Source organism: Tessaracoccus luoxuelianae, assembly GCF_054483915.1.
This window is the reverse complement of sequence record NZ_CM137013.1, coordinates 2,388,026-2,414,811: the sequence shown is the minus strand read 5'-3', so window position 1 is coordinate 2,414,811 and position 26,786 is coordinate 2,388,026. Positions and strand designations below refer to the sequence as shown.

Below are 26,786 nucleotides of genomic sequence, written 5' to 3'. Positions count from 1 at the left end.
TCAGGACCCGGCGGGGGGCGCCTGGTCGCCCGTGACAGAGTCGAGCTTCTCGTTGGCGAACGCCTGCGCCTGATCGACCTGGCCAGCGTACTTGCCGCCGGTCTTCTCGTCGATCAGGTCACCGGCCTGCTCGATGCCCGCCTCGATCTGCTCCTCGTGCTGCTTGGCGAGGTCTCCGATGTTGTCGAAAAGTCCCATGTTGTGCTCCTTCTGGGGTAGGTGAATAGAACGCCTCCATCATGCCCGGCGCGCAAAACGAACGCGGGCAGCGTGGCACACTGGCGTGCGTGTCCCTGCCGCTCATCGTGCTCGTGGGCCCGACGGCGACGGGCAAGTCCCGACTCGCCGTCGACCTGGCCCTCAGCCTGATCGCCTCCGGCCGTCCCGCCGAGATCGTCAACGCGGACTCGATGCTGGTCTACCGCGGCATGGACATCGGAACGGCCAAGCCGACCCGCGAGGAGCGGGCCGGGGTGCCGCATCATCTGATCGACACCGCTGAGGTCACCGAACGGGCCTCCGTGGCCGAGTTTCAGGCGGCGGCGCGGTCGGTCATCGCCGAGCTGCGTGCCCGGGGGGTGGTGCCCATCATGGTGGGCGGTTCGCCCCTGTACACCCGGGCCATCGTGGACCACTTCGATTTTCCCGGCTCGGACGCGGAGATCCGGGCCCGGTGGGAGGCCGAGCTGGACCGGGTCGGGGCGCCGGAGCTGCACCGTCGGCTCGCCCTGCTCGCGCCGGAGTCCGCGGCCAAGATCGAGCCGGGCAACGGACGCCGGACCGTGCGGGCGCTGGAGGTGGCGGAGCTGACCGGGGGCCACCGGCCCAGCCTGCCGGAGTGGACCTACGAGCTACCCGACGTGCACCAGTTCGGCCTCAGCTTGGAGCGCGCGGCCCTGGACGCGCGCATCGAGCAACGGGTCGATGCAATGTTCGACCAGGGGCTCGTCGACGAGGTGCGGCGGCTACTGGACGTCGGGCTGCGCGAAGGGGTGACGGCGGTGCGCGCCATCGGCTACCGGCAGGTGGTGGACCACCTGGACGGAGTGAGCACCGCAGAGGAGGCGCGCGCGGCCGTCAAGGCGGCCACCCGCAGGTTCTTCCGCAGGCAGCTCGGGTGGTACCACAGGGACCCGCGCATCGTCTGGCTGGACGCAACCGCCACCAGCAACGTCGCGACGGTGCTTGCCGCGCTAGGATTGGCCGATCACGCGGGAGAGGGTCACGATGCGGCGCTTCAGCTTCCACAAGGGTCACGGCACCAAGAACGACTTCATCATCCTCGATGATTCCTACGGCATGCATGAGATGCATCCCCAGTTCATCCAGGTGGTGTGCGACAGGCGTTCGGGCATCGGCGCCGACGGCGTGATCCGGGTGGTCCGCGCCGGTAGCGTGCGCGACTGGGAGGGCGAGCCCGGTCTGTGGTTCATGGACTACTACAACGCCGACGGCTCCGTGGCGGAGATGTGTGGCAACGGGCTTCGCGTCTTCGCCCGGCACCTCATCAACGAACAGCTGGTGGACAGCGGGTCCTTCGACGTCGCCACCCGCGCCGGAGTCAAGCACATCGATGTCGCCCGGCACGGCCTGATCAGCACGGACATCGGGCGCGTCGCAGTCCTCGACACCCCCGTCACGGTGCTCCACGAGGGCCTCGAGTGGCCCGCGGTGAAGGTGGATGTGGGCAACCCGCACGCCGTGGTCTTCGTCGACGAAGGGGTCCTGCCGGGGCTGGAGCTGCATCATGCACCGGTCTGGGAGCCTGCGTCGGCCTACCCCGAGGGCGCCAACATCGAGTTCGTGCACGTCGAGGGCCCCGGCCGGCTGGCGATGAGGGTCTACGAGCGGGGCGTGGGTGAGACGATGAGCTGCGGCACCGGCGTGGTGGCCGCAGCCGCCGCCCACCGGAACAGCTCCGGGCATCCCGGCCCAGTCGTCGTCACCGTGCCCGGCGGGGAGCTGACGGCCGAGTTCGTCGACGGCGAGGCGCGGCTGACCGGCCCCGCCGTGATCGTGGGTCGCGGCGAGTTCTGGATCTGATCCGTCGCGGGTTATCCACAGCCAGGCTCCCGCAGCTTGGGTTACGGCGTGTGGGCTGGGACAATGGGGCCCACGATGACAGAACATTCACTTGACGAGCAGCTCGACTTCGACGCCGAACCCGAGCCGGACCTCGACGGAGACCAGGAAGACCTTGAGGCCCGGCGCTCGCTGCGCAGGGTCGCGGGGTTGCGCACCGAGCTGGAAGACGTCACCGAGGTCGAGTACCGCCAGCTGCGCCTCGAGCGGGTGGTGCTGGTGAGCGTCTGGACCTCCGGCACTCAGGAGGACGCAGACAACGCGATGACTGAGCTGAGGCTGCTCGCGGAAACGGCCGGCTCCGAAGTGTTGGCAGAGCTGGTCCAGCGGCGCAGCCACCCTGACCCGGCCACCTACGTGGGTCGAGGCAAGGTGGAAGAGGTCGCGGAAACGGTGCGCTCCACCGGCGCGGACACCGTCATCTGCGACGGCGAACTGGAGCCCGCGCAGCTGCGCAACCTGGAAGACCGGATCAAGGTGAAGGTGGTGGACCGCACCGCACTGATCCTGGACATCTTCGCCCAACATGCCAAGAGCGCCGAGGGCAAGGCACAGGTGGAGCTGGCGCAGCTGCAGTATCTGAAGCAGCGGCTCCGCGGATGGGGCGGAAACCTCTCCCGCCAGGCGGGCGGCCGCGCCGCGGGGGGAGCCGGCATCGGAGGCCGTGGCCCCGGCGAGACGAAGATCGAGACGGACCGGCGCCGGATCTACAGCAGGATCGCGGTGCTGCGGCGGCGGCTCCGGGAGATGGACGCCACGCGGGAGGGAAAGCGCGCCGAGAGGCGGCGCCATCAGGTGCCGTCGGTGGCCATCGTCGGCTACACCAATGCGGGCAAGTCCTCGCTGCTCAACAGGCTGACCGGGGCGGGGGTCCTGGTCGAAGACGCGCTGTTCGCCACGCTGGATCCCACCACGCGGCGCACCGAGACGGACGACGGCCGCGTCTTCACGCTGACGGACACCGTGGGGTTCGTCAGGCATCTGCCCCACGACCTCGTCGAGGCCTTCCGCTCCACGCTGGAGGAGTCCGCTCAGGCGGACCTGCTGCTGCATGTCGTGGATGCCTCAGACCCTGACCCGGAGGGGCAGATCGCCGCGGTCCGCACCGTGCTCAACGAGATCGGCGCCTCCCAGGTGCCCGAGCTCCTGGTACTGAACAAGGCCGACGCGGCAGACGAGGCCGCAATCATGGCTCTGCGGGCCAACCATCCGGACGCGGTGGTGGTCTCCGCCCGCACGGGCCTGGGCGTTGAGCCGCTGCGCGCGGAGCTGGACGCACGGCTGCCGCGTCCCGAGGTGCAGCTCACGGTGATGGTGCCCTATGAGCGGGGAGACCTGGTGGACAAGGTCCACAAGACCGCCGTGATCGACTCCCTGGAGCACACCGCTGAGGGCACCCTCATCACGGCACGCGTCCGCCCGGACCTGGCCGACGAGCTGGTGGCCTTCGTCCGTGACTGATCACGGCCTCATCCTGGCCGCGGCCGTCGGGGAGATCCACGGCGAGGCCCGCCCGGGCCAGCAGGCGATGGCGGACGCGGTGGCAGACACGCTGGAGGGCGGGGTCCACCTGCTGGTGCAGGCGGGCACGGGCACCGGAAAGTCGCTCGGCTACCTCGCTCCGGCGCTCGCCCGCTGCGTGGACACCGACGAGCGCATCATCGTCGCCACCGCCACCCTCGCGCTCCAGGCGCAGCTGGCCAGCAAGGACATCCCCACCGCTCTCGACGCCGTCGAGGAGGTGACGGGAACCCGGCCCAAGGCCGCCATCCTCAAGGGGCGCACCAACTACGCCTGCCTGTACCGGGCGCGGGCAGGCGGCTCGGCCGAACAGGACTCGCTGCTGGGCAGCTCCGCACTGGCCGAGGCTGCGGGCAAGGCCGACGACGTCTCCAGGCTTGGCGCCGAGGTGCTGGCGCTGAGGGAATGGGTGGAGGAGGAGGCCGAGCGGAAGGGCCTGGCGGATCGTGACGACGCGCCGTCGCACACCGCCAAGGGCTGGGCGCAGATCTCGATCCCCACTCGCGAGTGCCTAGGGGTGGCTCTGTGCCCCTTCGGCTCGGAGTGCTTCGTGGAGGCCTCCCGCGAGGAGGCCCGCAGCGCCCAGTTGGTGGTCACCAACCACGCGCTGCTGGCCATCAACGCGATGCACGGGGGCACCGCGCTGCCGGAACACTCCGCGGTGATCATCGACGAGGCCCACGAGCTGGTCAGCCGGATCACCACCGCCGCCACAGACGAACTGACCCCTGGCGTCGTGGAGCGCACCGCCCGCCGCGCCCTCCCGTGGCTCGACGACGACCTCGGGGTGGACTTCCTGGACCAGGCGGACGTGCTGCGCGAGGCCCTGGCCGAATCCGATCTGACGCGCATCCTATCGGCCTCCGCGCCGCTGCCGTTCGCCGCCGCGCAGCTGCGCGACGTCACCCGCAAGGTGGTCAGTGCGCTCGGGAAGGTCACCGACGACGCCGAACGCACCCAGGCATCGTCTGCCGTGAAGGAGATCTTCGACGTGGCGGAGCGGATCGCCAAGGTCAGCGAGGAAGACGTCGTCTGGGTGACCGAATCCGACATCCTGGGCCGCGCCGCCTACGTGGCGCCGTTGAATGTCGCGGGGCTGCTGCGGAGCCAGGTTTTCGGGGAGACCACGGCCGTGCTCACCTCAGCCACCCTCGAGCTCGGGGGCTCCTTCGAGGCGGCGGCCAGCTCCGTCGGGCTCAACTACAACGACAGGCTCACCGGCGACGCCGAGCCCGCAGACAACTTCGCGTGGCGCGGGGTGGACGTCGGGTCGCCGTTCGACTACGCCCGCCAGGGGATCCTCTACGTGGCCAAGCGGCTTCCCCCGCCGGGCAGAGACGGGATGAGCCCCGAGACGCTCGCCGAGATCGCGCAGCTGATGTGGGCGGCCGAGGGGCGCACCTTGGGGCTGTTCTCCTCGCGCCGCGCAGCCGAGCAGGCCGCGGAGTACTGCCGCCGGGAGCTTCCGGACCTGCCGCTGCTGTGTCAGGGGGATGCGCAGCTCTCCGAGCTGACCCGCACCTTCATCGAGGACCCGAAGACCTCCCTGTTCGGCACCATGTCGCTCTGGCAGGGCGTGGATGTGCCGGGGGAGACCTGCCAGCTGGTCATCATCGACAAGATCCCGTTCCCGCGCCCAGACGATCCGCTGATGCAGGCACGGAAGAAGGCCGTCGACGATGCCGGGGGCAACGGATTCATGAGGGTGGCAGCCACTCACGCGGCGCTGCTGCTCGCGCAGGGGTCCGGCCGGCTCATCCGCCGCCTGGAGGACCGGGGCGTGGTGGCCGTACTCGATCCGCGCCTCGTCACGAAGCGCTACGGCGAGTACCTCAAGTCCTCGCTGCCTGGGTTCTGGATGACCACCGACGGCGACATCGCTGTCCGCGCGCTGCGGCGCCTCCGCGGCTCGGAGTAGCCGCTGAAGCAGGCCCTCAGAGCTTGCGCATCACCGCGACCACCTTGCCCATGATGAGGGCGTGGGTGCCGTCGATGGGGGAGTAGTCCGGGTTGTGCGGCAGCAGCCACACCTGGCCGTCCTTGCGCTTGAAGGTCTTGACGGTGGCCTCGTCGTCCAGCAGGGCCGCGACGATGTCTCCGTTGTTGGCGTCCGACTGCTGCCGCACCACCACCCAGTCGCCGTCGCAGATGGCGGCGTCGATCATGGACTCCCCGCGCACCTCCAGGAGGAACACCTGGCCTTCGCCGACCAGCTGCCGGGGGAGAGCGAACACGTCCTCCACCTGTTGCTGGGCCAGGATGGGCCCGCCGGCGGCGATGCGGCCGATGAGGGGAACCGCGACGGACTTCGGGACGTCGTCGTAGGACTGCGCCGGGTCCAGCTGATGCTGCTCGCCGGGCATCGTGACCACGACGGCGCGGGGACGGTTGGGATCCCGGCGGAGGAAGCCCTTCTCCTCCAGCACACGGAGCTGGTAGGTCACGCTCGACGTGGAGGCCAGCCCTGCGCGGGCGGCCACCTCGCGGATGCTCGGCGGATAGCCCAGCTCTTCGATGGACTGCTTGACGACCTGCAGGATGGCCACCTGGCGCTTCGTCAGCCCGTGGACATCCTCCGGCCCGTCCGGGAAGGAGGCGATGTTGCCGAGCTCGGCCTCGATGGATGCGTTGGTGGGGCGGCCTCGTCGTGGGCGCTTCGTCTCTTCAGCCATGCCGGCAGCCTACCGCTCGCGAGAACGTGTGTTCGAAATGTCGACGCGTGTCGCGAAGGGACCCGGAAAAAAGTGTCAGTGGGCTCGTGTGGACTGCATCTATCGCTCCCGCGACACGCCGGATAGAACGAGTGTTTCATTCCGGCGGTGGAGGCGCTAAGGTTTATTTCGAACAGGCGTTCTAGGTCAGGAAAGAGGTTGTCATGACCGCAGCACAAGCAGTCAGCTTCAAGGTCGTTCATGCCGGCGCGCGTCGCGTGGTCACCGTGTCCCCGGCCGGCCGGCCAGAGCTCGCGGGACCCCTGGCCCGCCCGGCGAGGCCCGCCGCGCCTGGCCGCGTGGGCACTGTCTCCTCGTGCCAGGTGGCCCGCCCGGCCACGGCGTCGCCATTGCTGGCGTTGAAGGTGGCGTTCGTCGGTATCCTGGCCGCCGTCGGGCTCACCCTGTCTGCCGCCCAGTTCGTGGGCATGGCCCAGGTGGATCCGGCGACGGACTACGTCGCGGGGGATCCGGCCTGGGCGCATGTGACGGCCTCCCGATAGGTGCGAAGTCGTCGGCGTTTCGCCCTTGCCCTCCGGCGGACCCCGATCTAGGCTGTCCCTACATCTAGTAGTTACAGCGGTGTCTTTCCCCTATAAGTTGTGGTTCCGGCTGCAGCATGGCAAGGTAGGGCCTCCGCTGTCCACCAGGGAAGGCCCGCCGGTCATGCACTGCCCGTTCTGCCGCAATACAGACACCAAGGTGTCTGATTCGCGCGCAACCGAGGACGGGTCAGCCATCCGACGGAGGCGGGTCTGCCCCGTCTGTGAGCGCAAGTTCACCACAGTCGAGCAGTTGGTGCTCACCGTCGTCAAGCGCTCCGGTGTGGTCGAGTCCTTCAACCGGGACAAGGTCATCATGGGGGTTTCCAAGGCGTGCAAAGGCAGGCCGGTGACGGCCGCGCAGCTGGCGGCTCTGGCCCAACGCGTCGAGGAGTCGCTGCGTGCGTCCGGCCAGGCCGAGATCCCGGCCGAGCAGATCGGCGTGGCCATCCTCGGCCCGCTCGAGGAGCTGGACTCCGTCGCCTACCTCCGGTTCGCCAGCGTCTACAAGAACTATGACTCCGTGGACGATTTCCAACGCGAGATCGATCTGCTGCGCCTGAGCGCGGCCGAGAAGGATCTGAGCCGCGCCGCCGCGGTCGTCGGGCCCGTCTCGGCACAGCAGCCACTCATCAGCTAACACACATCTTCCAGCGCTACACATCAGGAAACCGAGGGGAATGACTATGACCGCGACAGCCGCACGCGCCACGCGTACCAAGGACGCAGCGCCGCGCAAGGGACTCACCATCGAGCGGGTCTTCACCAAGAAGGGGGTGCATCCCTACGACGAGGTCGAGTGGGACCGCCGTGACGTGGTGCAGACCAACTGGCGGACCGGGGAGAACGTCTTCGAGCAGCGCGCGGTGGAGTTCCCGTCCTCCTGGAGCGTCAACGCCTCCACCATCGTCACCACCAAGTACTTCCGTGGCGCGCTGGGCACCCCTCAGCGTGAGGAGAGCCTGCGCACGCTGATCGACAGGGTGGTCACGTCCTACGCCAAGGCGGGTCAGGACTTCGGCTACTTCGCCACGGAGGAGGACGCCGAGATCTTCGGCCACGAGCTCACCTGGATGCTGCTCAACCAGTACTTCTCCTTCAACTCACCCGTCTGGTTCAACGTCGGCACCCCCTCGCCGCAGCAGGTCAGCGCGTGCTTCATCCTCAGCGTCGATGACTCGATGGACTCCATCCTCAACTGGTACAAGGAGGAGGGCTTCATCTTCAAGGGCGGCTCCGGCGCCGGGCTCAACCTGTCGCGCATCCGCTCCTCGAAGGAGCTGCTGAGCTCCGGAGGCACAGCCTCCGGCCCGGTGTCGTTCATGCGCGGCGCGGACGCCTCGGCGGGCACCATCAAGTCCGGGGGTGCCACCCGGCGCGCCGCCAAGATGGTGGTCCTGGACGTGGACCACCCGGACATCGTCGAGTTCGTCGAGACGAAGGCGCGCGAGGAGGACAAGATCCGTGCCCTGCGCGACGCCGGGTTCGACATGGATCTGGGTGGCAAGGACATCACCTCCGTGCAGTACCAGAACGCCAACAACTCGGTGCGGGTCACCGACGAGTTCATGACGGCAGTGGTTGAGGGTGGCCCCTTCGGGCTGCGTTCGCGTACCGACGGCTCCGTCCTCGAAGAGGTGGACGCCAAGGAACTCTTCCGCAAGATCTCCACCGCTGCGTGGGAGTGCGCCGACCCCGGCATCCAGTACCACGATCACATCAACGACTGGCACACCAACCCGGTCACCGGCCCCATCACGGCGTCCAACCCGTGCTCGGAGTACATGAGCCTGGACAACTCGTCGTGCAACCTCGCCTCGCTGAACCTGCTGAAGTTCCTCAAGCCGGATGGCACGTTCGACGCGGAGCTGTTCGTCAAGGCCGTCGAGCTCATCATCACGGCGATGGACATCTCCATCTGTTTCGCGGACTTCCCCACCGAATCCATCGGGGAGACCACCCGCAACTTCCGCCAGCTGGGCATCGGCTACGCCAACCTCGGGGCGCTGCTGATGGCCATGGGCAAGGGATACGACACCGACGGCGGGCGCTCCACCGCGGCGGCCATCACGTCTGTCATGACGGGGGCCTCCTACCGACGCTCGGCTGAGCTCGCCGCCATCGTCGGCCCCTACAACGGGTACGCCGTCAACGCCGAGGCGCACCAGCGCGTGATGCGCAAGCACCAGGCCGCCAACGACGACCTGCGGGTGCTCATCGACGACAGGCACCTGTACTCCGTCGCCGCACGCGAATGGGACCGGGTGGTCACCCTCGGTGCCAAGAACGGCTTCCGCAACGCGCAGGCCTCGGTGCTGGCCCCCACCGGGACCATCGGCTTCATGATGGACTGCGACACCACCGGCGTCGAGCCGGACTTCTCCCTGGTCAAGTTCAAGAAGCTCGTCGGTGGCGGCTCCATGCAGATCGTCAACCAGACCATCCCGCGCGCCCTCAAGCGCCTCGGCTACAGCACCGAGGAGATCGACGGCATCGTCGAGTTCATCGGCTCCAACGGCCACGTCATCGGCGCCCCCGGTCTGGCTGCCGAGCACTACGAGGTCTTCGACACCGCCATGGGCGCACGCTCCATCAAGCCGATGGGCCACGTCCGGATGATGGCGGCCGTCCAGCCGTTCCTCTCCGGCGCGATCTCCAAGACCGTCAACCTGCCGGAGACGGCCACGGTCGAGGAGATCGAGGACGTCTACCTGCAGGGCTGGAAGCTGGGCCTCAAGGCGCTGGCGGTCTACCGCGACAACTGCAAGGTCGGCCAACCCCTCTCCGAGGGCAACGGGGAGACCAAGGAGGAGAAGAAGGCCGAGCCCGAGGTTCGGATCGAGTACCGGCCGAAGCGCCAGCGCCTCCCGAAGTCCCGGGCGTCGCGCACCACGAGCTTCTCCGTCAGCGGGGCCGAGGGCTACATGACCTCCAGCGCCTACGAGAACGGCCGCATCGGCGAGGTCTTCCTCAAGCTCGGCAAGCAGGGCTCCACCCTGGCCGGCGTCATGGACGCGTTCTCCATCGCAGTCTCGATCGGTCTGCAGTACGGGGTGCCCTTGGAGAGCTTCGTGCAGAAGTTCACCAACCTCAAGTTCGAGCCCGCAGGCATGACCGATGACCCGGACATCCGGATCGCCCAGTCGTTCATGGACTACATCTTCCGACGCCTCGCCCTGGACTACCTGAGCTTCGACGACCGCGCCGAGCTGGGCATCTACACCGCCTCGGAGCGCGCACGCTACGTCGAGACCGGGTCCTACCTCTCCGAGGAGGACGAGGCGGCCATGTCCGAGGCGGACTCCCTGCGCAACGACGCAGGCGATGACTTCCAGGTCGACGGGGCTCGTCAGCCCTCACTGATCGACGCGCCGTCGACGGCCGGTTTCACCACGGCCCACACGACGGCGGAGCTCATGGAGTCGCTGACCGGCCGGGAGGTCGACGCCCCCTTGTGCATGACGTGCGGCACGAAGATGCGGCCCAGCGGGTCCTGCTACGTCTGCGAGGGCTGCGGCTCCACCAGCGGCTGCAGCTGATCTGAGTCTGCTAGGGGCGGTCCGGCGATGAGCCGGGCCGCCCCTTTCAGGATCCGAGGCCTTGGCCCTCTCTGATGGGGATATCGTTCAGCCAGCGTCCATCCAGGGCGCCCAGGGAGAGGAACGCCGCTGTGAGAAGTCTGGATCTGTCGGGTCACGTGCGTCGGCTCTCGGCGGCGGTCGCGGTGCTGATGGCCGGCGGCCTCCTCGCGGTGCCCGTCGCGCAGGCCGCACCCTCCCCCAACCCCGATGTGGTGGGCAAGACGTTCGCGATCGCCACCGACACCACATTCGCGCCGTTCGAGTTCCGCGACACCAGCGGCGAGCTGACCGGCATCGACATGGACCTGATCCGTGAGGTGGCCGAGCGCGGTGGCTTCACCGTCGACATCAAGTCGGTGGGCTTTGACGCCGCCCTGCAGTCGTTGCAGTCCGGGCAGGTCGCCGGGGTCATTGCGGGCATGTCGATCACCGACGAGCGCAGACAGACGTTCGACTTCTCCGATCCGTACTTCGAATCCGGCATCCAGATGGCAGTCAAACAGGACTCCACCATCGCGTCCTACGAGGACCTCCGCGATCAGACTGTCGTCGCCAAGACCGGCTCGGAGGGCCTGAAGTTCGCTCAGTCCATCGCGGGTGAGTACGGGTTCACGGTCAAGGCGCTTCCTCAGGCAGACACCATGTACTCCGAGGTCAATGCCGGCACGGCAGCGGCGGTTTTCGATGACTACCCGGTTCTGGCCTACGGAATCAAGCAGGGCAACGGACTCAAGACCGTCACCGCCAAGGAGCCCGGAGGGTCCTACGGATTCGCGGTGAGCAAGGGTCAGAACGGGGCCCTGCTCGCCGAGTTCAACGCGCAGCTGGCTGCGATGAAAGAGGACGGCACCTACCAGCAGATCCTCGACGAGTACCTGGACGACGGCGGGGGCGGTGCCGGTGGCGAGCCCGCCTCCGGGATCGATCCGCTTGTCGCCGGCAAGACCTACGCGATCGCCACGGACACCACGTTCGCGCCCTTCGAGTTCAGAGACGCCAGCGGTGAGCTGACCGGTATCGACATCGATCTTCTCTACGCCATCGCCGAGCGCAAGGGGTTCGAGGTCGACGTGAAGTCGGTGGGGTTCGACGCGGCCCTCCAGGCCCTGCAGTCCAACCAGGTGGCGGGTGTCATCGCCGGCATGTCGATCACCGACGAGCGCAGGGAGATCTTCGACTTCTCCGATCCGTACTTCGATTCGGGCATCCAGATGGCGGTGAAGGGGGACTCTGCGATCGCAACGTATGAGGACCTCGAGGGTGAGACGGTCGTCGCCAAGACGGGCTCGGAGGGGTTGGCCTTCGCCGAATCGATCAAGGACCAGTACGGCTTCACGGTCAAGGCGCTGCCCCAGGCAGACACCATGTACTCCGAGGTCAACGCCGGCACCGCGGCCGCCGTCTTCGACGACTACCCGGTGTTGGCCTACGGCATCAAGCAGGGCAACGGGCTCAAGGCCGTGACGCCCAAGGAGCCCGGAGGCCAGTACGGGTTCGCAGTGAACAAGGGGATGAACCCCGAACTGCTCGCCGCGTTCAACGCCGGCCTCGCCGAGATGAAGGCCGACGGCTCCTACCAGGCGGTGCTCGACACCTATCTTCAGGCACCCACTGATACGGGTCGCCTGGGCTTCATCGACCTGCTGGTCACCAGCCTGCCCGCCTTGAGCAAGGGCATGCTGATGACCATCGCGGCCACCGCATTGTCTCTGCTGTTCGCGCTGATTCTCGGTCTGGTCCTCGGGTTCTTCAAGGTCGGTGGAAACGCGGTGCTCAACGCTATCGCTAGCGTCTACGTCGACATCTTCCGCGGGACGCCGCTGCTGGTTCAGGCGTTCTTCATCTACTTCGGGCTGCCGACGCTCACAGGGGTGAAGCTCGACGTGCTGGTGGCCGGCATCCTGACGCTGGCCCTCAACGCCGGCGCCTACATGACAGAGATCGTCCGCGGCGGCATCCAGTCGGTGGACCCGGGCCAGCTCGAGGCGGCCCGCTCACTCGGCCTCCCGTGGATGACGTCGATGCAGAAGGTTGTCGTTCCCCAAGCGGTGAAGATCATGACGCCGTCGTTCATCAACCAGTTCGTCATCACGCTGAAGGACACGTCGCTGTTGGCCGTCCTCGGACTGGCCGAGCTGACCTATCAAGGCCAGCAGATCATCGCCAACAACTTCCGATCCGCGGAGATCTGGCTGATCGTGGGTGCGCTCTATCTGATCGTCATCAAGGCCCTGACCATGCTGTCCAACGCCGTCGACCGGAGGTTCAACAAGTGACCACGCAGAACAGTCCACTTCTCGAGGTCAAGGACCTGCGCAAGTCATTCGGCACCCTTGAGGTGCTCAAGGGTCTGGACGTCTCGATCCGGGAGGGTGAGGTCGTCACCGTCATCGGGCCATCAGGCTCCGGCAAATCCACCTTCCTGCGCTGCCTCAACAAGCTGGAGGAGCCCACGAGTGGCCGGATCGTCTTCGAGGGCCAGGATCTGACGGACCCCAAGACCGACATCGACGTGGTCCGTCAGCGGATCGGCATGGTCTTCCAACACTTCAACCTGTTCCCGCACATGACGGTCGCGGAGAACATCATGCTTGCCCCGGTGCAGCTGAAGCGGATGTCCAAGGCGGCGGCCCGCGACAGGGCACTCGAGCTCCTTACCCGTGTCCAGCTCTCCGAGAAGGTGGATGCCAGACCGGCACAGCTCTCAGGCGGGCAGAAGCAGCGCGTCGCGATCGCGCGGGCGCTGGCGATGCGGCCGGATGTGATGCTGTTCGACGAGGCCACCAGCGCCCTCGACCCCGAAATGGTGGGGGAGGTGCTTGCGGTCATCCGCACGTTGGCCGCGGAGGGCATGACGATGGTGATCGTGACCCACGAGATGGGATTCGCCCGCGAGGTGTGCGACAGGGTCCTGTTCATGGCGGAGGGCACCATTGTGGAGGAGGGCCCGCCGTCGGAGCTGTTCGGCTCCCCACGGGAACCACGGACGCAGGACTTCCTGAGCAAGGTCCTGTGACCCGCCACAGGCACGAAGGAGAAGAGAGATGATTTCACGTTCGACGGCCGAACGGTTGGCGAGCGCCGGCGTGGTCTGGAAACCCGCGGAGGGGGACCGGTTCCTGGTTCAGGCGCTCGACCTCGAGGACGAAGTGTTCACGCTGGCCAACATGGTTGTGGAGGCCAGAGACCACGCCACGGGGACTCTGCTGGCTTTCAACGGCACCACCGAATGGGCGTTGGACTCGGTGCCGGCGGACAAGGCGCTGTGGCTGCCGCGCGAGGACCAGTTGCGCGAGCTGCTGGGCGGCACGTTCCGTTCGCTCGGCAGATCACAGACAGGCGAGTATGCCGTCGTGATCGAGATCCCGAGCCAACCCGCCCGTTCCTTCATCGCCGACGACCCCGCCGAGGCATACGCCGACGCGCTGCTGGCGCTGGTGTCGGCCGCCCGCTGAGAGTCCCGGCTGCTATGGGGAGCGGCCTGACCCTGGGCGGGCGGCGAGCCCGGAGCAGGGGTCGTAGGCTGGGCTCGTGATTCCTCCAGTGGTTGACCAGGGCTGGCTCGCCGCCCATCCCGACGCGATCGTCGCAGACGTGCGCCACTACCTCGACGGGCGCTCGGGCCGCGACGCCTACGCCGCCGGCCACCTCCCCGGGGCCGTGTTCGTCGCCATGGACGACGTGTTGGCGGACCCGCCGTCGAAGGCCCGGGGCCGCCACCCGCTCCCGGACCCGGCCACCTTCGCCGAAGGACTGGCCCACCTGGGCATCAGCGACACGGACACGATCGTGGCCTACGACGACGCAGGCGGGGCCATGGCCGCCCGCCTGGTGTGGCTGCTGCGCATCCTCGGCCACGACGCCGCCCTCCTCGACGGAGGCCTCCAGGCCTGGGACGGCCCCCTCACCGCAGAGGTGCCCAAGCGACCCCATGGAGAGTTCTCCGTGAGGTCCTGGCCGGACTCAGCCCTGGCGGACATCGAGGAGACCGCAGCGGGTGTGTTCGTCATCGACGCCCGCGGACCCGAACGCTTCCGTGGTGAGGCGGAGCATCTGGACCCCAGGGCGGGCCACATCCCCGGGGCACGCAACTATCCGATGACCGGCAACCTCACAGACGGCTGCCGATTCAAGACCCCCGAGGAGCTGCGCGGGCGCTTCGCAGCGGTCGACGACGCCGCCGCCGTCATCTCCACCTGCGGCTCGGGCATCACCGCCTGCCACAACCTGATCGCGATGGAATACGCCGGGCTCGGGAGGGGGCGGCTCTACCCCGGCTCCTGGTCCCAGTACAGCCACACGTCCCGTCCCCTCGCGACGGGGGAGTAGCCGCCGCGGACCCAGGTCGGCCGCGGACCAGCCGGGCGCGGTGACGGCCGGAGGGTACCCTTGGTGGGTACGAAGCCTGCCCTTGGAGGATCCTCATGCCGGCACTCCGGTCCCGCACCACCACCCACGGCCGCAACATGGCCGGCGCCCGCGCCCTCTGGCGCGCCACGGGCATCACGGACTCGGACTGGGGCAAACCGATCGTCGCCGTGGCCAACTCCTTCACCCAGTTCGTGCCGGGCCACGTCCACCTCCGCGACATGGGCAAGCTGGTCTCCGAGTCTATCGCCGAGGCGGGCGGCATCGGACGCGAGTTCAACACCATCGCCGTCGACGACGGCATCGCGATGGGCCACGGGGGCATGCTCTACTCGCTGCCCAGCCGCGAGCTGATCGCCGATTCGGTGGAGTTCATGGCCAACGCGCACTGCGCGGACGCTCTGGTGTGCATCTCCAACTGCGACAAGATCACCCCCGGCATGTTCCTGGCCGCCCTCCGCCTCAACATCCCCGCCGTGTTCGTCTCGGGCGGCCCCATGGAGGCAGGCAAGGCCGTGGTCAAGGAGGGCGGCGTCGTGAAGTCGCTGGACCTCGTCGACGCCATGGTCTCGGCCGTGGACCCGAGCGTCACCGACGACGAGTTGGGCCGCATCGAGGCCAACGCCTGTCCCACCTGCGGTTCCTGCTCCGGCATGTTCACCGCCAACTCCATGAACTGCCTTCTGGAGGCGGTCGGCCTCGCGCTTCCCGGCAACGGGTCCACGCTGGCCACCGCGTCGGCCCGCAAGGGCCTGTTCCAGGAGGCCGGCCGCCTGATCGTCGAGCTGTGTCGCCGCTGGTACGACGAGGAGGACGCTTCTGTCCTTCCGCTCTCCATCGCCACGAAGGCGGCCTTCTCCAACGCCATGAAGCTGGATGTGGCGATGGGTGGCTCCACCAACACGGTGCTGCACCTGCTGGCCGCCGCGCAGGAGGCGGGCGTGGACTTCACCATGGACGACATCGACGCCATCTCGCGCGTCACGCCCTGCCTGGCCAAGGTGGCGCCCAATTCGCCGAAGTACTACATGGAGGACGTGCACCGCGCCGGTGGAGTGCCTGCCATTCTCGGCGAGCTGTACCGGGGAGGCAAACTGGACGACGCAGTGTCGACGGTCCACTCCCGCACCATGGAGGAGTGGCTCGGCAGCTGGGACATCCGCAGCGGCAAGGCCACCCCCGCGGCGGTCGAGCTGTTCCACGCCGCCCCCGGCGGAGTCCGCACCACCGAGGCATTCTCGTCGACCAACCGCTGGGAAACGCTGGACACCGACGCCGAGGGCGGCTGCATCCGCTCCGTCGACCACCCCTACACCCTGGACGGCGGTCTCGCGGTACTCAAGGGCAATCTGGCCCCCGATGGCGCCATCGTCAAGACCGCCGGGGTGCCGGAGTCCCAGTGGGAGTTCACCGGGCGCGCCGTCGTCACAGAGTCCCAGGACGACGCAGTGGAGGCCATCCTGGGCAAGCGGATCCAGCCCGGCGACATCGTCATCGTCCGGTACGAGGGTCCCAAGGGCGGCCCCGGCATGCAGGAGATGCTGTACCCCACGGCGTATCTCAAGGCGCTCGGCCTCGGACCGCAATGCGCCCTGATCACCGATGGCCGGTTCTCAGGAGGCTCCTCGGGCCTGTCCATCGGCCACGTGTCGCCTGAGGCGGCCTCGGGCGGTGCCATCGGCCTCATCGAGGACGGCGACACCATCACCATCTCCATCCCCAACCGCTCCATCACGCTCAACGTGGACGACGCCACTCTCGTTGCGCGCCGCGCCGCGCAGGACGCCGCCGGTTGGGCGCCGCAGGCCCGCGAACGCGAGGTCTCCACGGCCCTGAAGATCTACGGCATGCTGGCGCAGTCCGCGGACAAGGGCGCGGCCCGCAAGCTCTCCTGAGGGCTGTGGAGGAGAGCGCTACAGCCAGCCCTTCAGCTTGAACACCGTGTACATCCCCACGCCGGTGACCAGCATCAGCGCCAAGGCGAACGGGTAGCCCCACACCCAGGCGAGCTCCGGCATGGTGTGGAAGTTCATGCCGTAGGTGCCGGTGACCAGGCTCGGCACGAAGAGCACACCCGCCCAGGCGGCGATCCGGCGCGTCTCCTCCGCCTGCTTGAGGCTGGCGGCGGTCATGTTGCTGATCTCCTCGTTCTGCCGCTGGGCCTGGAGCGAGATGTTGAGGTCCAGCGTGCCCTTCAGGGTCTCGCGGAGGGCGTCGATCCGCTCGATCATGGCGATGGCGTGGTCCTCGATGTCGCGGAGCTCCTGGCGTCTGCGCTCGCCGGCTGAGGCGAAGACCCGATCTCCCCGGACTCCCTCGATGATCTGTTTGAGGGGCCGAACCGCGCGCTGGAAGTCGATCACCTCGCGGGAGAGCTGATAGATGCGCCGCGACACCCGCGAGCTGCCCGTGAACACCTGCGTCTCGATCTCGTCGATGTCGTTCTCGATGCCCATCGCGACGGGGGTGTAGTCGTCGACGATCCCGTCCAGCAGCCGGAGCAGCACCACGCTGGGACCTTTGGCCAGCACCGACGGCGTGCCCTCCAGTTCCTGACGGACGCGGGTGAGGTCCGGGGTCTCCGAGTGCCGCACCGTGACCACGAACCGGTCGCCGACGAAGGCGTGGACCTCACCGAAGTCCACCGTCTCGCTGCGGTCGATGTACTGCGCGGCTCTCAGGACCAGGAACAGCACGTCCTCGTAGCGCTCGAACTTGGGCCGCTGATGCGCGGTGATGGTGTCTTCCACGGCCAGGGGGCTGAGCCGGAACTCCTCGGCCAGCAGCGACATGTCCGAGTGTCGCGGGCGGTAGAGCCCCATCCAGGCGAATCCCTCGGGATGTTCGTCGAGCAGCCGGAACGCCTCCTCGAACGTGCCCGGCGTGGCGATCCGCCGACCCGCCACGTAGATCCCCGCGTCGACGATGCAGCTGGCCGCCGTGCGGGGCACAGTGTCGACGGCGACGGGCTCCGGGGCGGGTCCCGCGGGGGACGGGACGGTGGGCCGCAGGCGCAGCGAGCGCAGCAGCCGGTCCGTGCGACCCTGGTCCGCCATGACGCCTCCTGCCGCAGTGGTTCGACGGGGTGAGACTACTCTGCGGGCACCGCAGCCGGGACGCGGTCGCGCCGGGACACCGCCCAGACGATGCCGGCAGCGGCCAAGGCCACCACCGCGAGCGTCAGTGCCGGGGAGCGGCCCCACAGCGCCTCGACGGCCAGCCAGCCGATGAACCCCACGGTGCCGTACATGAAGGCCCACATCATGCAGCCGACGGTGACGGCGGGAAGGTAGCGCCGCAGCGGCATCCGCGCCACCCCGGCGGCGAGATTGACCATGGTCTGGATGCCGATGGTGAGGAACGACAGCGACACCGCTGGCGCGCCCCACCTGTTGAGCCACCGTGCCCCGGTGGCGTAGTGCCTCGATTCGAGGAGCCTCTCCCACCGGCTGCGCCGGGCCCCGGCCGCCAGCGCCCGCCCCAACCAGTAGGTGCCGTTGGCGCGCAGCATCACGATCACGAAGAGCGCGAGCACCACGACGGCGAACGGTGCGTCCCATGTGGTGGGATCGAACATGGTGCTCCCAGAAGAATGGCCGGCGGAGCCGCCAGTCTACCGGCTCACCGCAAGAGGGCCCCGGCCGCGACGATCACGGGCACGCTGAGCAGCATGGACCAGAGCGTCGTGGCCTGCACAAGCCGCACGCCCACCCGGTAGCGCACGGCGTGCACGAAGACCACCTGTGCCGTGGGGAGCGCCGCCAACACGACGGCGGCACGCAGCGGGGTGCCCGACAGCCCGAGGGCGAGTCCGAGCAGCAACGCCACGGCGGGGACGACGAAGGACTTGGTGAGGATCGCCGCCACCGCTCTGCGTGACAGCTGACGCGGCAGCGGGCTCGAATGCAGCGACATGCCGAACGCCAACAGCATCGCCGGGATGCCGAGATCGGCCAACAGGCCCACGGGCGCCCACACCATGGCGGGAGGCTGCAGGCCGCTGAGGTTGAGGGCCAGCCCGCCTAAGCCGCCGAGGACCAGTGGATGGGTGACGAAGCTGCGCACCACGGAGCGTCCCCGCCCTGAGGGGGACGACTCCAGCACGGCCACGGCGGTCGGCTGCAGCACCAACACCTGGAGCAGCATGGCGGGCGCCGCCCACGCCGGGTCGCCCAGGACGAAGGCGGCGATGGGGATGCCGAGATTGCCCGCGTTGACGTAGCTGGTGGCGAGGTACCCCATGGTGGCTTCGGCGCGGCCCGTGCGCCACCGTCGGGCCATGACAAGCGCGAACGTGAGCCCGGTGGCGATGCAGGCCCCGCCGAACGCCACCACGTGCCATCCGAACAGGAGCTCCAGGTCAGCCTCCGCGACCGCGACCAGCACCAGGGCGGGCTGGCCCACGAAGAATGCCACGTCCCCCAGGGCCCGCTGGGCCGAGCGTCCCACCAGGCGGGCGCGCGCCAGCACGAACCCCACGGCCATCACCAGGCCGATCGTGCTGAATCCCTCGAGCGCTGCCCACATGCCGCTCAGCCTAGGCACCAGCGCGGACGCTGGTGTTTGCTAGGTTGACGCAGGAGGAGGTGGAGTGACCACCATGGCCGACTATCAGGACTTCGATTTCGACGTCACCCAGAGGCATGCCTGGGCGGAGTTCACCCTCCGCCTCGACGAGGTGCTCTCGGTGATGGACGCCAGCGCAGACCTCACCATCTCCGTGGCCAACACCGACGCCGCCGCGCTGCGCCCCGGCCTGCGTTTTTCGATGACCTCGCCCCTGGTGGTGACTGCTTACGTGATCGGCGCAGACGACGGTGCGCCCTCTCCGGCGGAGGCCGCCGCCCTGCGGGAGCTGGGCTGGGGCGCGCCGGATGAGAGCTCGGACAGCTACCACACGGAGGCGGACCAGGAGTCGTCCTCCACCCTCGCGGAACTGGCCACCCAGACGCTCACGGGGGTGTTCGGGGTGCTGCACCCCGTCTTCCTCGAACCGGACCAACTCGCCGAGATCCTTCAGGGCAACACCGCATGGGCGCCGCTGTCCCCACGGAAGCTGTCGCGGGAGGAGACCGCCGTCATGCCGGGGTCGCGGGCGGAGTTGGACTCGCTGGTCGACGAGGAGCTCCGTCGGACCTACCGGCACCCCACGCTGCGCAACGAGCTGGGCGACGTGGCCATCCGCGTGGGCTCCACCATGGTGTTCCTGCGCTCCACCCCCGACGGCGCCGAGCTGGTCCTCTTCTCGGCGCTGGTCCACGACGTCACGGGCCGGTCGAGGGCCTGCGAGGTGCTCAACGACCTCAACGTCGAGTCCCGGTACGGGCGGTTCGCGCTGCACCGGGACCGGGTCTTCGTCCAGCTGTCGGTGGCGGCCCAACCCTTCGTGCCGGCTCATCTCCACCAGGCCCTCTCCGCCCTGAGTCAGATCGCCGACGGCATCGACGACGAACTGGCCACCAAGCTGGGTGGCCGCACCACGTTCTGACGGCCGCAGCCGCCTCTGGTGAGCACTAGAGTGGAGTCATGACGACGGACCCCCAGGCAGTGACCTACTTCTCCCGGCTCGACGCCGATGAGTGCTGGGCGCTGGTCTCGGACGCGGTGGTCGGGCGCGTCGCGTGGAGCTCCCCGGAGGGGATCTCCGTGGTGCCGGTCAACTTCCGCGTCGTCGAGGGCGTCATCGTCTTCCACACCACGCACGAGTCGTTCCTTGCGGGCCTGGCGGCGCCCACGGAGGTGGCCTTCCAGGTCGACGAGATCGACCAGGAGACCGCAACGGGATGGTCCGTGCTCGTGCGCGGGATCAGCGGGCCGGCGGACGCCGCGGTCTCCAGCATCAGCTGGCTCGAGGGCGGCCTGACCGTAGGGCTGGCCATCACGGCAAGCACGATCGCCGGCCGCGTCGTCTCGGGAACCTTCAAGAGTTAGGAGTCCACCATGACTGAACGCACCTCACCGCTGGTGGTGGTCGGAGTCGACGGAAGCGACGACGGTCTGCGCGCCGTCCGGTTCGGCACCGGCACCGTGCTGCGTTACGGCGGGGAACTCCTGCTCGTCAACGCTGTCGACGACACCCTGATGGCAGGCGCCTGGGGCGTGGTCTACGACCCGGAGATCCTGCAGTCCGCCGGCGCCACCGCCAACGAACAGGCCAAGGATGTCGCCCTGGAGATGGGCCTCGCCGAGGACAAGATCAAGACCGAGGTGGTGATGGGCTCGCCGGGCGGCGTGATGTCGCGGCTGAGCGAGGTCGCGGACCTCGTCGTGGTGGGCCGCCGGGCCGCCACCGGCCTGGAGCGCATGTTCGTGGGCTCCACCTCCGTGGCCGTGGTGGCCAACGCGGCATGCCCGGTCGTTGTCATCTCGGCAGCGGCCCACCCGAATCCGGTGGGCGGTAAGGGAGTCGTGGGCGTGGGCCTGCAGACGGATCCCGGCTCGGAGACGATCCTCGAGGCAGGCTTCCTTCAGGCCGAGCGGCTCGGCGCGAAGCTGGAGATCGTGCACGCCGTCCAGCCCCCCGTCGGCCTGTTCGCCCGCAAACTGAGCCCCAACCAGCTCGACGAGCAGGTGCGCTTCGCGAAGGGCGGCATCGAGGCCATCGCCAAGACTGTCGCGGAGAAGCACCCCGGCGTCGCCTACGAGGTACTCGTGGCGGCGGACAGCCCCATCAACGAGCTCGTCAGCCGCAGCGCCGGCTACGACCTGCTGGTGCTCGGGGTGGGGGAGTCCCACATTCCGGGCTTCAGCCTCGGTGGGCTGATGCGAGGGCTGATGGCCCACGCTGAATGCCCGCTCTTCATCACTCGATGACGCTGCCGCCACCCACGGACCAGCCCGTCATCGAAGTCGTCGCGTCGCTGCCGATCGCGGCGGAGGCCGAACGCATCGCGGGGCTCATCCGCGACCATCAGGTGGTGGTGGTGGCCGGGGAGACCGGCTCCGGCAAGACCACTCAGCTGCCCAAGATCTGCCTCCTGGCGGGGAGGGAGCGGATCGCCCACACCCAGCCGAGGCGGATCGCGGCCCGCACCGTGGCGCAGCGGATCGCGGTGGAGTGCGGCGTCGAGCTGGGCGATTTCGTCGGCTACCAGGTGCGTTTCACCCGGAAGGTGACGGCGCAGACCAGGGTCAAGGTGATGACCGACGGCATCCTGCTCTCCGAGCTCACCCACGACCGCCTCCTCAGTCGCTACGACACGATCATCATCGACGAGGCCCACGAGCGCAGCCTCAACATCGACTTCCTGCTCGGCTACCTCAAGCAGCTGCTGCCGCGGCGGCCCGAGCTGAGGATCATCGTGACCTCGGCCACCATCGACACGGCCCGCTTCTCGGAGCATTTCGACGGCGCGCCCGTGGTCGAGGTGTCGGGGCGCACCTTCCCTGTCGAGACGCGCTACCGGCCGCTCGAGGAGGACCAGGACGAGATCGACGCGATCGCCTCCGCTGTGGAGGAGATCGTCACCGAGTCCGCGGTGGGCGACATCCTCGTCTTCCTCAGTGGGGAGCGGGAGATCCGCGACACCGCCGAGGCCATCGACAAGCTGGGCACCGGCCTCGACGTGTTGCCGCTGTACGCCCGGCTCTCGTCCGCCGAGCAGCAGCGCGTGTTCCAGCCGCACAGCGGCCGGCGGGTGGTGCTCGCCACCAATGTGGCCGAGACCTCTATCACGGTGCCCGGGATCCGCTACGTGGTCGACGTCGGCACGGCCCGCATCTCGCGCTACTCCGCGCGCACGAAGGTGCAGCGGCTGCCCATCGAGCCGGTCTCGCAGGCCTCCGCCAACCAGCGCGCCGGCCGCTGCGGACGCCTCGGCCCGGGCATCGCGATCAGGCTCTACAGCGAGGAGGACTACGAGTCGAGGCCGCTGTACTCGGAACCCGAGATCCTGCGCACCAACCTCGCCACCGTCATCCTCCTCATGGCGCAGGCCGGTCTGGGCGATGTCGAGTCGTTCCCCTTCGTCGAGGCGCCGGTGGTCTCCCAGATCAACGACGGTGTTCGGGTGCTCACCGAACTGGGCGCGCTCCATCCCCGCAAACGTCACGACCACGTCCGGCTCACCCGCACCGGACGCATGCTGGCCCGGCTGCCGGTGGACCCGCGCCTGGGCAGGATGCTGATCGAGGGGTCCAGGCGCCACACCCTCGGCACGGTCCTCGTGGTGGTGGCCGGTCTGACGGTCCCGGACGTCCGTGAGCGTCCCGCGGCCTTCCAGGCGCAGGCGGACCAGTCCCACCGTCGTTTCTGGGGCGTCGAGGACGCCGCCCAGCCGGCCACGGACGGCGCGCCCCTGCGCCACACTGCCCACAGCGGCACCCGCAAGGACAGCCCCGCCAAGCCCACCCTGGAGGGCGGCGACTTCGAGGTGCTGCTCAACATCTGGACCTATTTGAGGAAGCGTCGCCACGAGCTCTCCGGCAACGCGTTCCGGCGGATGTGCCGCGAGGAGTACCTCAGCTTCATCCGGTTCCGCGAATGGGAGGATCTGGTCTCGCAGCTGCGGGAGGCCGTCAAGGAGCTGGACCTGGACGCCTCAGGCCGGGGCCCGATGCCGGACGTGCTCACCTGCCTGCTGACCGGGCTGTTGTCCAACGTGGGGCTGGTGGAGCAGGAGAAGGCCAAGCCGCAGCCGGGCAAGCGCCGCCCGCTCACGCTGTATCAGGGCGCACGGGGGGCGCGGTTCGCCATCCAGCCCGGCTCGTCGCTGGCCCGCTCCACCCCGCCGCTGGTGATGGCCTTCGAGTTGGTGGAGACGTCTCAGCTCTGGGCGCGCACGGTGGCGGAGGTGCGGCCGGAGTGGATCGAGGAGGTGGGCGGGCACGTGCTCACCCGAACGCTGTCCGAGCCCCGATGGTCCTCTCGCTCCGCGAGCGTGGTGGCCAGCGAGCGGGTGACGCTGTTCGGGGTGCCGATCGTCGCGGGCCGTCGCGCGGACTACGCCTCCGAGCACCCGGTCGAGGCGCGTGAGATCTTCCTGCGCAGCGCCCTGGTCGAGGGGGACTGGGAGACGCGCCAGCCGCTGGTGGCGGCCAACAGGGCAGTCCTGGACGAGGCCACGAAGATGACCGACAGGATGCGGCGCCCGGACCTCCTCATCTCCGACGAGGCGCTCTACGAGTTCTACGACGCCCGCATCCCGCCAGAGGTGGTCTCGGGCGCCACGCTGGACAAGTGGCTGCGCGGGATCCCGCGCGAGCAGTGGCCCACCCTCATGATCGACGACGCGGTGGTGGACGCCACCCAGCTTCGGCCATCGGACTTCCCGGACAGGTGGACCGTCGGTCAGCACAAGCTACCCATCCAGTACGTCTTCGATCCGGGAGCAGGCGGCGACGGCGTCACCATCACCGTGCGGCTGGAGCTCCTCAACCAGCTCGACGGCGCCCGCTTCAGCTGGCAGGTCTCCGGACTGAGGAGGGAGCTGGCCACCGAGCTGATCCGCTCCCTGCCCAAGGCGCTGCGGACCAGTTTCGTGCCCGCCCCGGACTTCGCGGCCAAGGCGCTGGCCTGGCTCGCCGGGCGCGAGGAGGTCGGACAGGGGAGCTTCACCGACGCGCTCGGGCGGGCCCTCACCGCCCTCACGGGCACCGTCGTCGACGGCGCGAACTTCCACCCGGAGCTGCTCGGCAGCCACCTGCGCCCCACGTTCGTGGTGATCGACAACGGCCGCGAGGTCGCCCGCGGCGACGACCTGGACGCGTTGGCGGCCCGGCTGGCACCGAAGGTCACGGCCAAGCTGACCGCCTCCGCGGGGGAGCGGGCCAGCACCGGCCAGCGGGCCTGGACCTTCGGGGCCATCTCCAAGGAGACCGCCGTGGGGAGGGGGGTGGTGGGGTACCCGGCCCTCGTCGATGAGGGCACCACCGTGGGGCTGCAGGTCCTGGACTCCCCGCAGAAGGCCGCACGCTCGCACACGCTGGGCGTCCGCCGGCTCCTCACCCTCACCAATCCTGACCCCACGAAGTGGGTGGTGGGACACCTGGGCAGGCAGGAGAAGCTGTCCCTGGCGGACTCGGCCTACCCGACGGTGCCCGAGCTTCTCGCCGACGCCTGGTTGAAGGCGGGGGAACAGCTCGCCGCGGAGCAGGGCCCCATCGTCGAGGTCCGGACCGAGGCGGACTACGCGCGGGTCGCCTTGGCTGTGCGTCAGGAGTGCCCCGGGCGCACCCGCCAGGTGGTCTCCACCGCAGCGCAGGCCTTGGCTGCGGCCACGCAGGCCCGGCTGCTGCTGCCAGGTTTCCCTGAGCAGGCCCCGGTGCGCCGCGATGTCGCCGCGCAGCTGGACAACCTCCTGTTCAACCGCTTCATCTCAGCCACACCGGACCCATGGTTTGCCCACCTTCCCCGCTACGCGCAGGCCGCGGTCGCCAGGCTACGCGCGGCGGCCGAGCAACCGGAGCGCGACGCCCGGCTCCAGGCGGAGATCGACGAGGTGGAGGACGCCTACGCCGAGCTGACCGACTCCCTGCCCAGCGGCCCGCTGCCCCCGGCCGTCGAGGAGATCGCCTTCCTCCTGGAGGAGTTCCGGGTGAGCCTGTTCGCGCAGCAGCTGCGCACCGCGGTGCCCGTCTCCGCCAAACGCATCAGACAGGCCATCCGCCAGGCCCGATGAGTGGCACTCACGACTCCTGGCGGCCCCAGAATCCCTCACTTGAGAACAGGCCTTCCACTATTGCGTCGAGAAGACCGGCCTCGAAGACCACATCCAGGACCGTGTAGCGCTTCCGAATGGTCTGGGCGCGAAGGTACGTCTGGCGAAAGCGATCCCAGTCCAGACCGATGTCTGCAGGATGAGCCGGCGCTCCGGCTGCCCTGAGCCGACGCTGCAACTCGTCAGCTGGCAGAAGTTGCTCGCGCAGCCGTGGCACGATCCGGTCCCAGCTCTCGACCAGCTTGATCAGCCGGGCCCTCAACTCGACCGGTGAGATCCACTTGGAGAGCGTCTGTTCCACCGTTTCGTCGACCAGTTTCGGGTTCGGGTTCAAGGTCCGCACGTACTCTTCGAGGTCACCGTGCGAACGCCACGCCGCCACCGCCGAGTCCACATCGAACTGTGACATGTCGAATCTGAGCAGCTCCTCGTAGAGGGCCGCGATCGCCACGGTTCCCAGGCCGACCTTGAAGCCGTGCGACAGCCGCGGCACCTGGTCGACGCCGTGCCCCTCCATCTCCCACAGATGGCTGAACTGGTGTTCGGCGCCGGAGGCCGGCCGTGAGGACTGGTGCGCCTGCATCGCAAGCCCGGACATGATCAGCCCCTCAGCCAGGCGGCCAACGGCGTCCGGTTCACCCATGGCCAGCGCCGCCGGTTGGGCGACGGCTGTTCGGAGGCTGCCCTGGACCTTCTCCCAGACAGCGGGATCAATCTGCTCAACCTCGAGGGCGTCGGCCAGAATCCAGTCTGCTCCCGAGGTCACCTTTCCCAGCAGGTCGCCGTAGCCAGAGGCCGTCATGACGCGGGGCGCCGCCGCCATGACGTCCAGATCGGCGATGCACGCTTGGGGCGCGGGGCAGGCCAGGGTCTGCTTGAACCCGTCGACGGCGATCGACGCGCCGAAGGCCGTGTACCCGTCCATCGACGCCGCGGTGCCGACGATGATGTAGCCACGCTGGAGCTCGAAAGTGGCCCGCTTCACGATGTCGTTGAGGGTTCCTGCACCCACCGCGATCGGAACCGCATCGACCTCGGCAAGACGGCCACGCAGGGCGGCGATGTTCTCATACTGGGCATAGAGCTCGGGCTCACCGGGGAACACGTGGGGTTCACGGCAGTCGATCCCGGATTTGGCGAGCACGCGAGCGACGGCTTCGCCGGCCACAGACATTGTCCGCTCGTCTGCGATGATGACGGCCGCACGTCCGGGGAAGAGGTCGGTGAAGACCTCCGCCACGCGGTCGATTGCGTTCGCGCCCAGAACGACACGCTTGGTGTCGTCAGCGTCAGCGAGGGCAGCCTGGATCAGATCGGACATGT

General features: G+C 68.6%; 22 protein-coding genes. 16 read left to right on the top strand and 6 right to left on the bottom strand.

Features of this window, described 5'->3' with window-relative positions; all coding sequences use genetic code 11:
- Entirely contained in the window at positions 1-198 is a 198-nt protein-coding gene (locus ACX1D1_RS10920; protein WP_182784258.1) for an antitoxin, read from the bottom strand.
- A gap of 89 nt (positions 199-287) precedes the next feature.
- Here ACX1D1_RS10920 and miaA point away from each other — a divergent pair, with 89 nt between their 5' ends.
- From miaA to ACX1D1_RS10900, 4 genes are all read left to right on the top strand, one after another.
- Positions 288-1,289, top strand: a complete 1,002-nt coding sequence (gene miaA, locus ACX1D1_RS10915) for a tRNA (adenosine(37)-N6)-dimethylallyltransferase MiaA (RefSeq protein ID WP_459054571.1) — start codon at positions 288-290, stop codon at positions 1,287-1,289.
- Positions 1,228-2,043: a diaminopimelate epimerase gene (gene dapF, locus ACX1D1_RS10910; RefSeq protein WP_182784254.1), complete on the top strand. Its 816-nt coding sequence runs from the start codon at positions 1,228-1,230 to the stop codon at positions 2,041-2,043. Before miaA ends, dapF begins: the two co-directional genes overlap by 62 nt.
- Positions 2,044-2,118: 75 nt before the next feature.
- Positions 2,119-3,543 (top strand): GTPase HflX, encoded by a 1,425-nt coding sequence (hflX, locus tag ACX1D1_RS10905; RefSeq protein ID WP_459054570.1) that lies wholly within the window; start codon positions 2,119-2,121, stop codon positions 3,541-3,543.
- A 67-nt stretch (positions 3,544-3,610) separates the two neighbouring features.
- The gene (locus tag ACX1D1_RS10900) at positions 3,611-5,521 is read left to right on the top strand and encodes an ATP-dependent DNA helicase (RefSeq protein WP_182799982.1); all 1,911 of its coding nucleotides are present in this window, start codon (positions 3,611-3,613) and stop codon (positions 5,519-5,521) included.
- Positions 5,522-5,537: 16 nt separating this feature from the next.
- Here the strand turns inward: ACX1D1_RS10900 and lexA are convergent, their stop codons facing one another.
- Positions 5,538-6,275, bottom strand: coding sequence for a transcriptional repressor LexA (gene lexA / locus ACX1D1_RS10895; RefSeq protein ID WP_182784250.1), 738 nt, complete (start codon positions 6,273-6,275; stop codon positions 5,538-5,540).
- Positions 6,276-6,478: 203 nt separating this feature from the next.
- Here lexA and ACX1D1_RS10890 point away from each other — a divergent pair, with 203 nt between their 5' ends.
- The 8 genes from ACX1D1_RS10890 (at position 6,479) to ilvD (ending at position 16,700) form a co-directional block, all read left to right on the top strand.
- The gene (locus ACX1D1_RS10890) at positions 6,479-6,817 is read left to right on the top strand and encodes a hypothetical protein (RefSeq protein WP_182784248.1); all 339 of its coding nucleotides are present in this window, start codon (positions 6,479-6,481) and stop codon (positions 6,815-6,817) included.
- A gap of 163 nt (positions 6,818-6,980) precedes the next feature.
- The gene (gene nrdR, locus ACX1D1_RS10885) at positions 6,981-7,496 is read left to right on the top strand and encodes a transcriptional regulator NrdR (protein WP_182784377.1); all 516 of its coding nucleotides are present in this window, start codon (positions 6,981-6,983) and stop codon (positions 7,494-7,496) included.
- A 40-nt stretch (positions 7,497-7,536) separates the two neighbouring features.
- Entirely contained in the window at positions 7,537-10,395 is a 2,859-nt protein-coding gene (locus ACX1D1_RS10880; RefSeq protein ID WP_182799797.1) for a vitamin B12-dependent ribonucleotide reductase, read from the top strand.
- 131 nt (positions 10,396-10,526) lie between these two features.
- Positions 10,527-12,713 (top strand): amino acid ABC transporter substrate-binding protein/permease, encoded by a 2,187-nt coding sequence (locus ACX1D1_RS10875; RefSeq protein ID WP_459054569.1) that lies wholly within the window; start codon positions 10,527-10,529, stop codon positions 12,711-12,713.
- Entirely contained in the window at positions 12,710-13,453 is a 744-nt protein-coding gene (locus ACX1D1_RS10870; protein ID WP_459054568.1) for an amino acid ABC transporter ATP-binding protein, read from the top strand. The genes ACX1D1_RS10875 and ACX1D1_RS10870 overlap by 4 nt, the downstream gene beginning before the upstream one ends.
- A 28-nt stretch (positions 13,454-13,481) precedes the next feature.
- A complete protein-coding gene (locus ACX1D1_RS10865) occupies positions 13,482-13,892 on the top strand; it encodes a pilus assembly protein CpaE (protein WP_459054567.1) in 411 nt (136 codons plus the stop codon).
- A gap of 76 nt (positions 13,893-13,968) precedes the next feature.
- On the top strand, positions 13,969-14,766 hold the full coding sequence (locus ACX1D1_RS10860; RefSeq protein WP_459054566.1) for a sulfurtransferase: 798 nt from the start codon (positions 13,969-13,971) through the stop codon (positions 14,764-14,766).
- Positions 14,767-14,861: 95 nt separating this feature from the next.
- A complete protein-coding gene (gene ilvD, locus ACX1D1_RS10855) occupies positions 14,862-16,700 on the top strand; it encodes a dihydroxy-acid dehydratase (protein WP_459054565.1) in 1,839 nt (612 codons plus the stop codon).
- Between the two features lie 18 nt (positions 16,701-16,718).
- Here ilvD and ACX1D1_RS10850 read toward each other — a convergent pair whose 3' ends face one another.
- The 3 genes from ACX1D1_RS10850 to ACX1D1_RS10840 are packed head-to-tail and all read right to left on the bottom strand — an operon-like array spanning position 16,719 to position 19,332.
- Entirely contained in the window at positions 16,719-17,861 is a 1,143-nt protein-coding gene (locus tag ACX1D1_RS10850) for a magnesium and cobalt transport protein CorA (protein WP_459054564.1), read from the bottom strand.
- Between the two features lie 35 nt (positions 17,862-17,896).
- Entirely contained in the window at positions 17,897-18,382 is a 486-nt protein-coding gene (locus ACX1D1_RS10845; protein ID WP_459054563.1) for a DedA family protein, read from the bottom strand.
- Between the two features lie 44 nt (positions 18,383-18,426).
- On the bottom strand, positions 18,427-19,332 hold the full coding sequence (locus ACX1D1_RS10840) for an AEC family transporter (RefSeq protein WP_459054562.1): 906 nt from the start codon (positions 19,330-19,332) through the stop codon (positions 18,427-18,429).
- 73 nt (positions 19,333-19,405) lie between these two features.
- Between ACX1D1_RS10840 and ACX1D1_RS10835 the strand changes: the two genes are divergently transcribed.
- From ACX1D1_RS10835 to hrpA, 4 genes are read left to right on the top strand one after another with little or no spacing between them, the layout of a single operon-like run.
- Positions 19,406-20,293, top strand: a complete 888-nt coding sequence (locus ACX1D1_RS10835) for a T3SS (YopN, CesT) and YbjN peptide-binding chaperone 1 (RefSeq protein WP_182784371.1) — start codon at positions 19,406-19,408, stop codon at positions 20,291-20,293.
- A 38-nt stretch (positions 20,294-20,331) separates the two neighbouring features.
- Positions 20,332-20,736, top strand: a complete 405-nt coding sequence (locus ACX1D1_RS10830) for a pyridoxamine 5'-phosphate oxidase family protein (protein WP_182784232.1) — start codon at positions 20,332-20,334, stop codon at positions 20,734-20,736.
- A gap of 9 nt (positions 20,737-20,745) precedes the next feature.
- Positions 20,746-21,618 carry a universal stress protein gene (locus ACX1D1_RS10825; protein WP_459054561.1) on the top strand — a complete coding sequence of 291 codons (873 nt, stop codon included), beginning with the start codon at positions 20,746-20,748 and terminating at the stop codon, positions 21,616-21,618.
- On the top strand, positions 21,615-25,424 hold the full coding sequence (gene hrpA / locus ACX1D1_RS10820; protein ID WP_459054560.1) for an ATP-dependent RNA helicase HrpA: 3,810 nt from the start codon (positions 21,615-21,617) through the stop codon (positions 25,422-25,424). Before ACX1D1_RS10825 ends, hrpA begins: the two co-directional genes overlap by 4 nt.
- A gap of 7 nt (positions 25,425-25,431) precedes the next feature.
- Here hrpA and ACX1D1_RS10815 read toward each other — a convergent pair whose 3' ends face one another.
- Positions 25,432-26,784 carry a sn-glycerol-1-phosphate dehydrogenase gene (locus ACX1D1_RS10815; protein ID WP_459054559.1) on the bottom strand — a complete coding sequence of 451 codons (1,353 nt, stop codon included), beginning with the start codon at positions 26,782-26,784 and terminating at the stop codon, positions 25,432-25,434.
- Positions 26,785-26,786 lie beyond the last annotated feature (2 nt).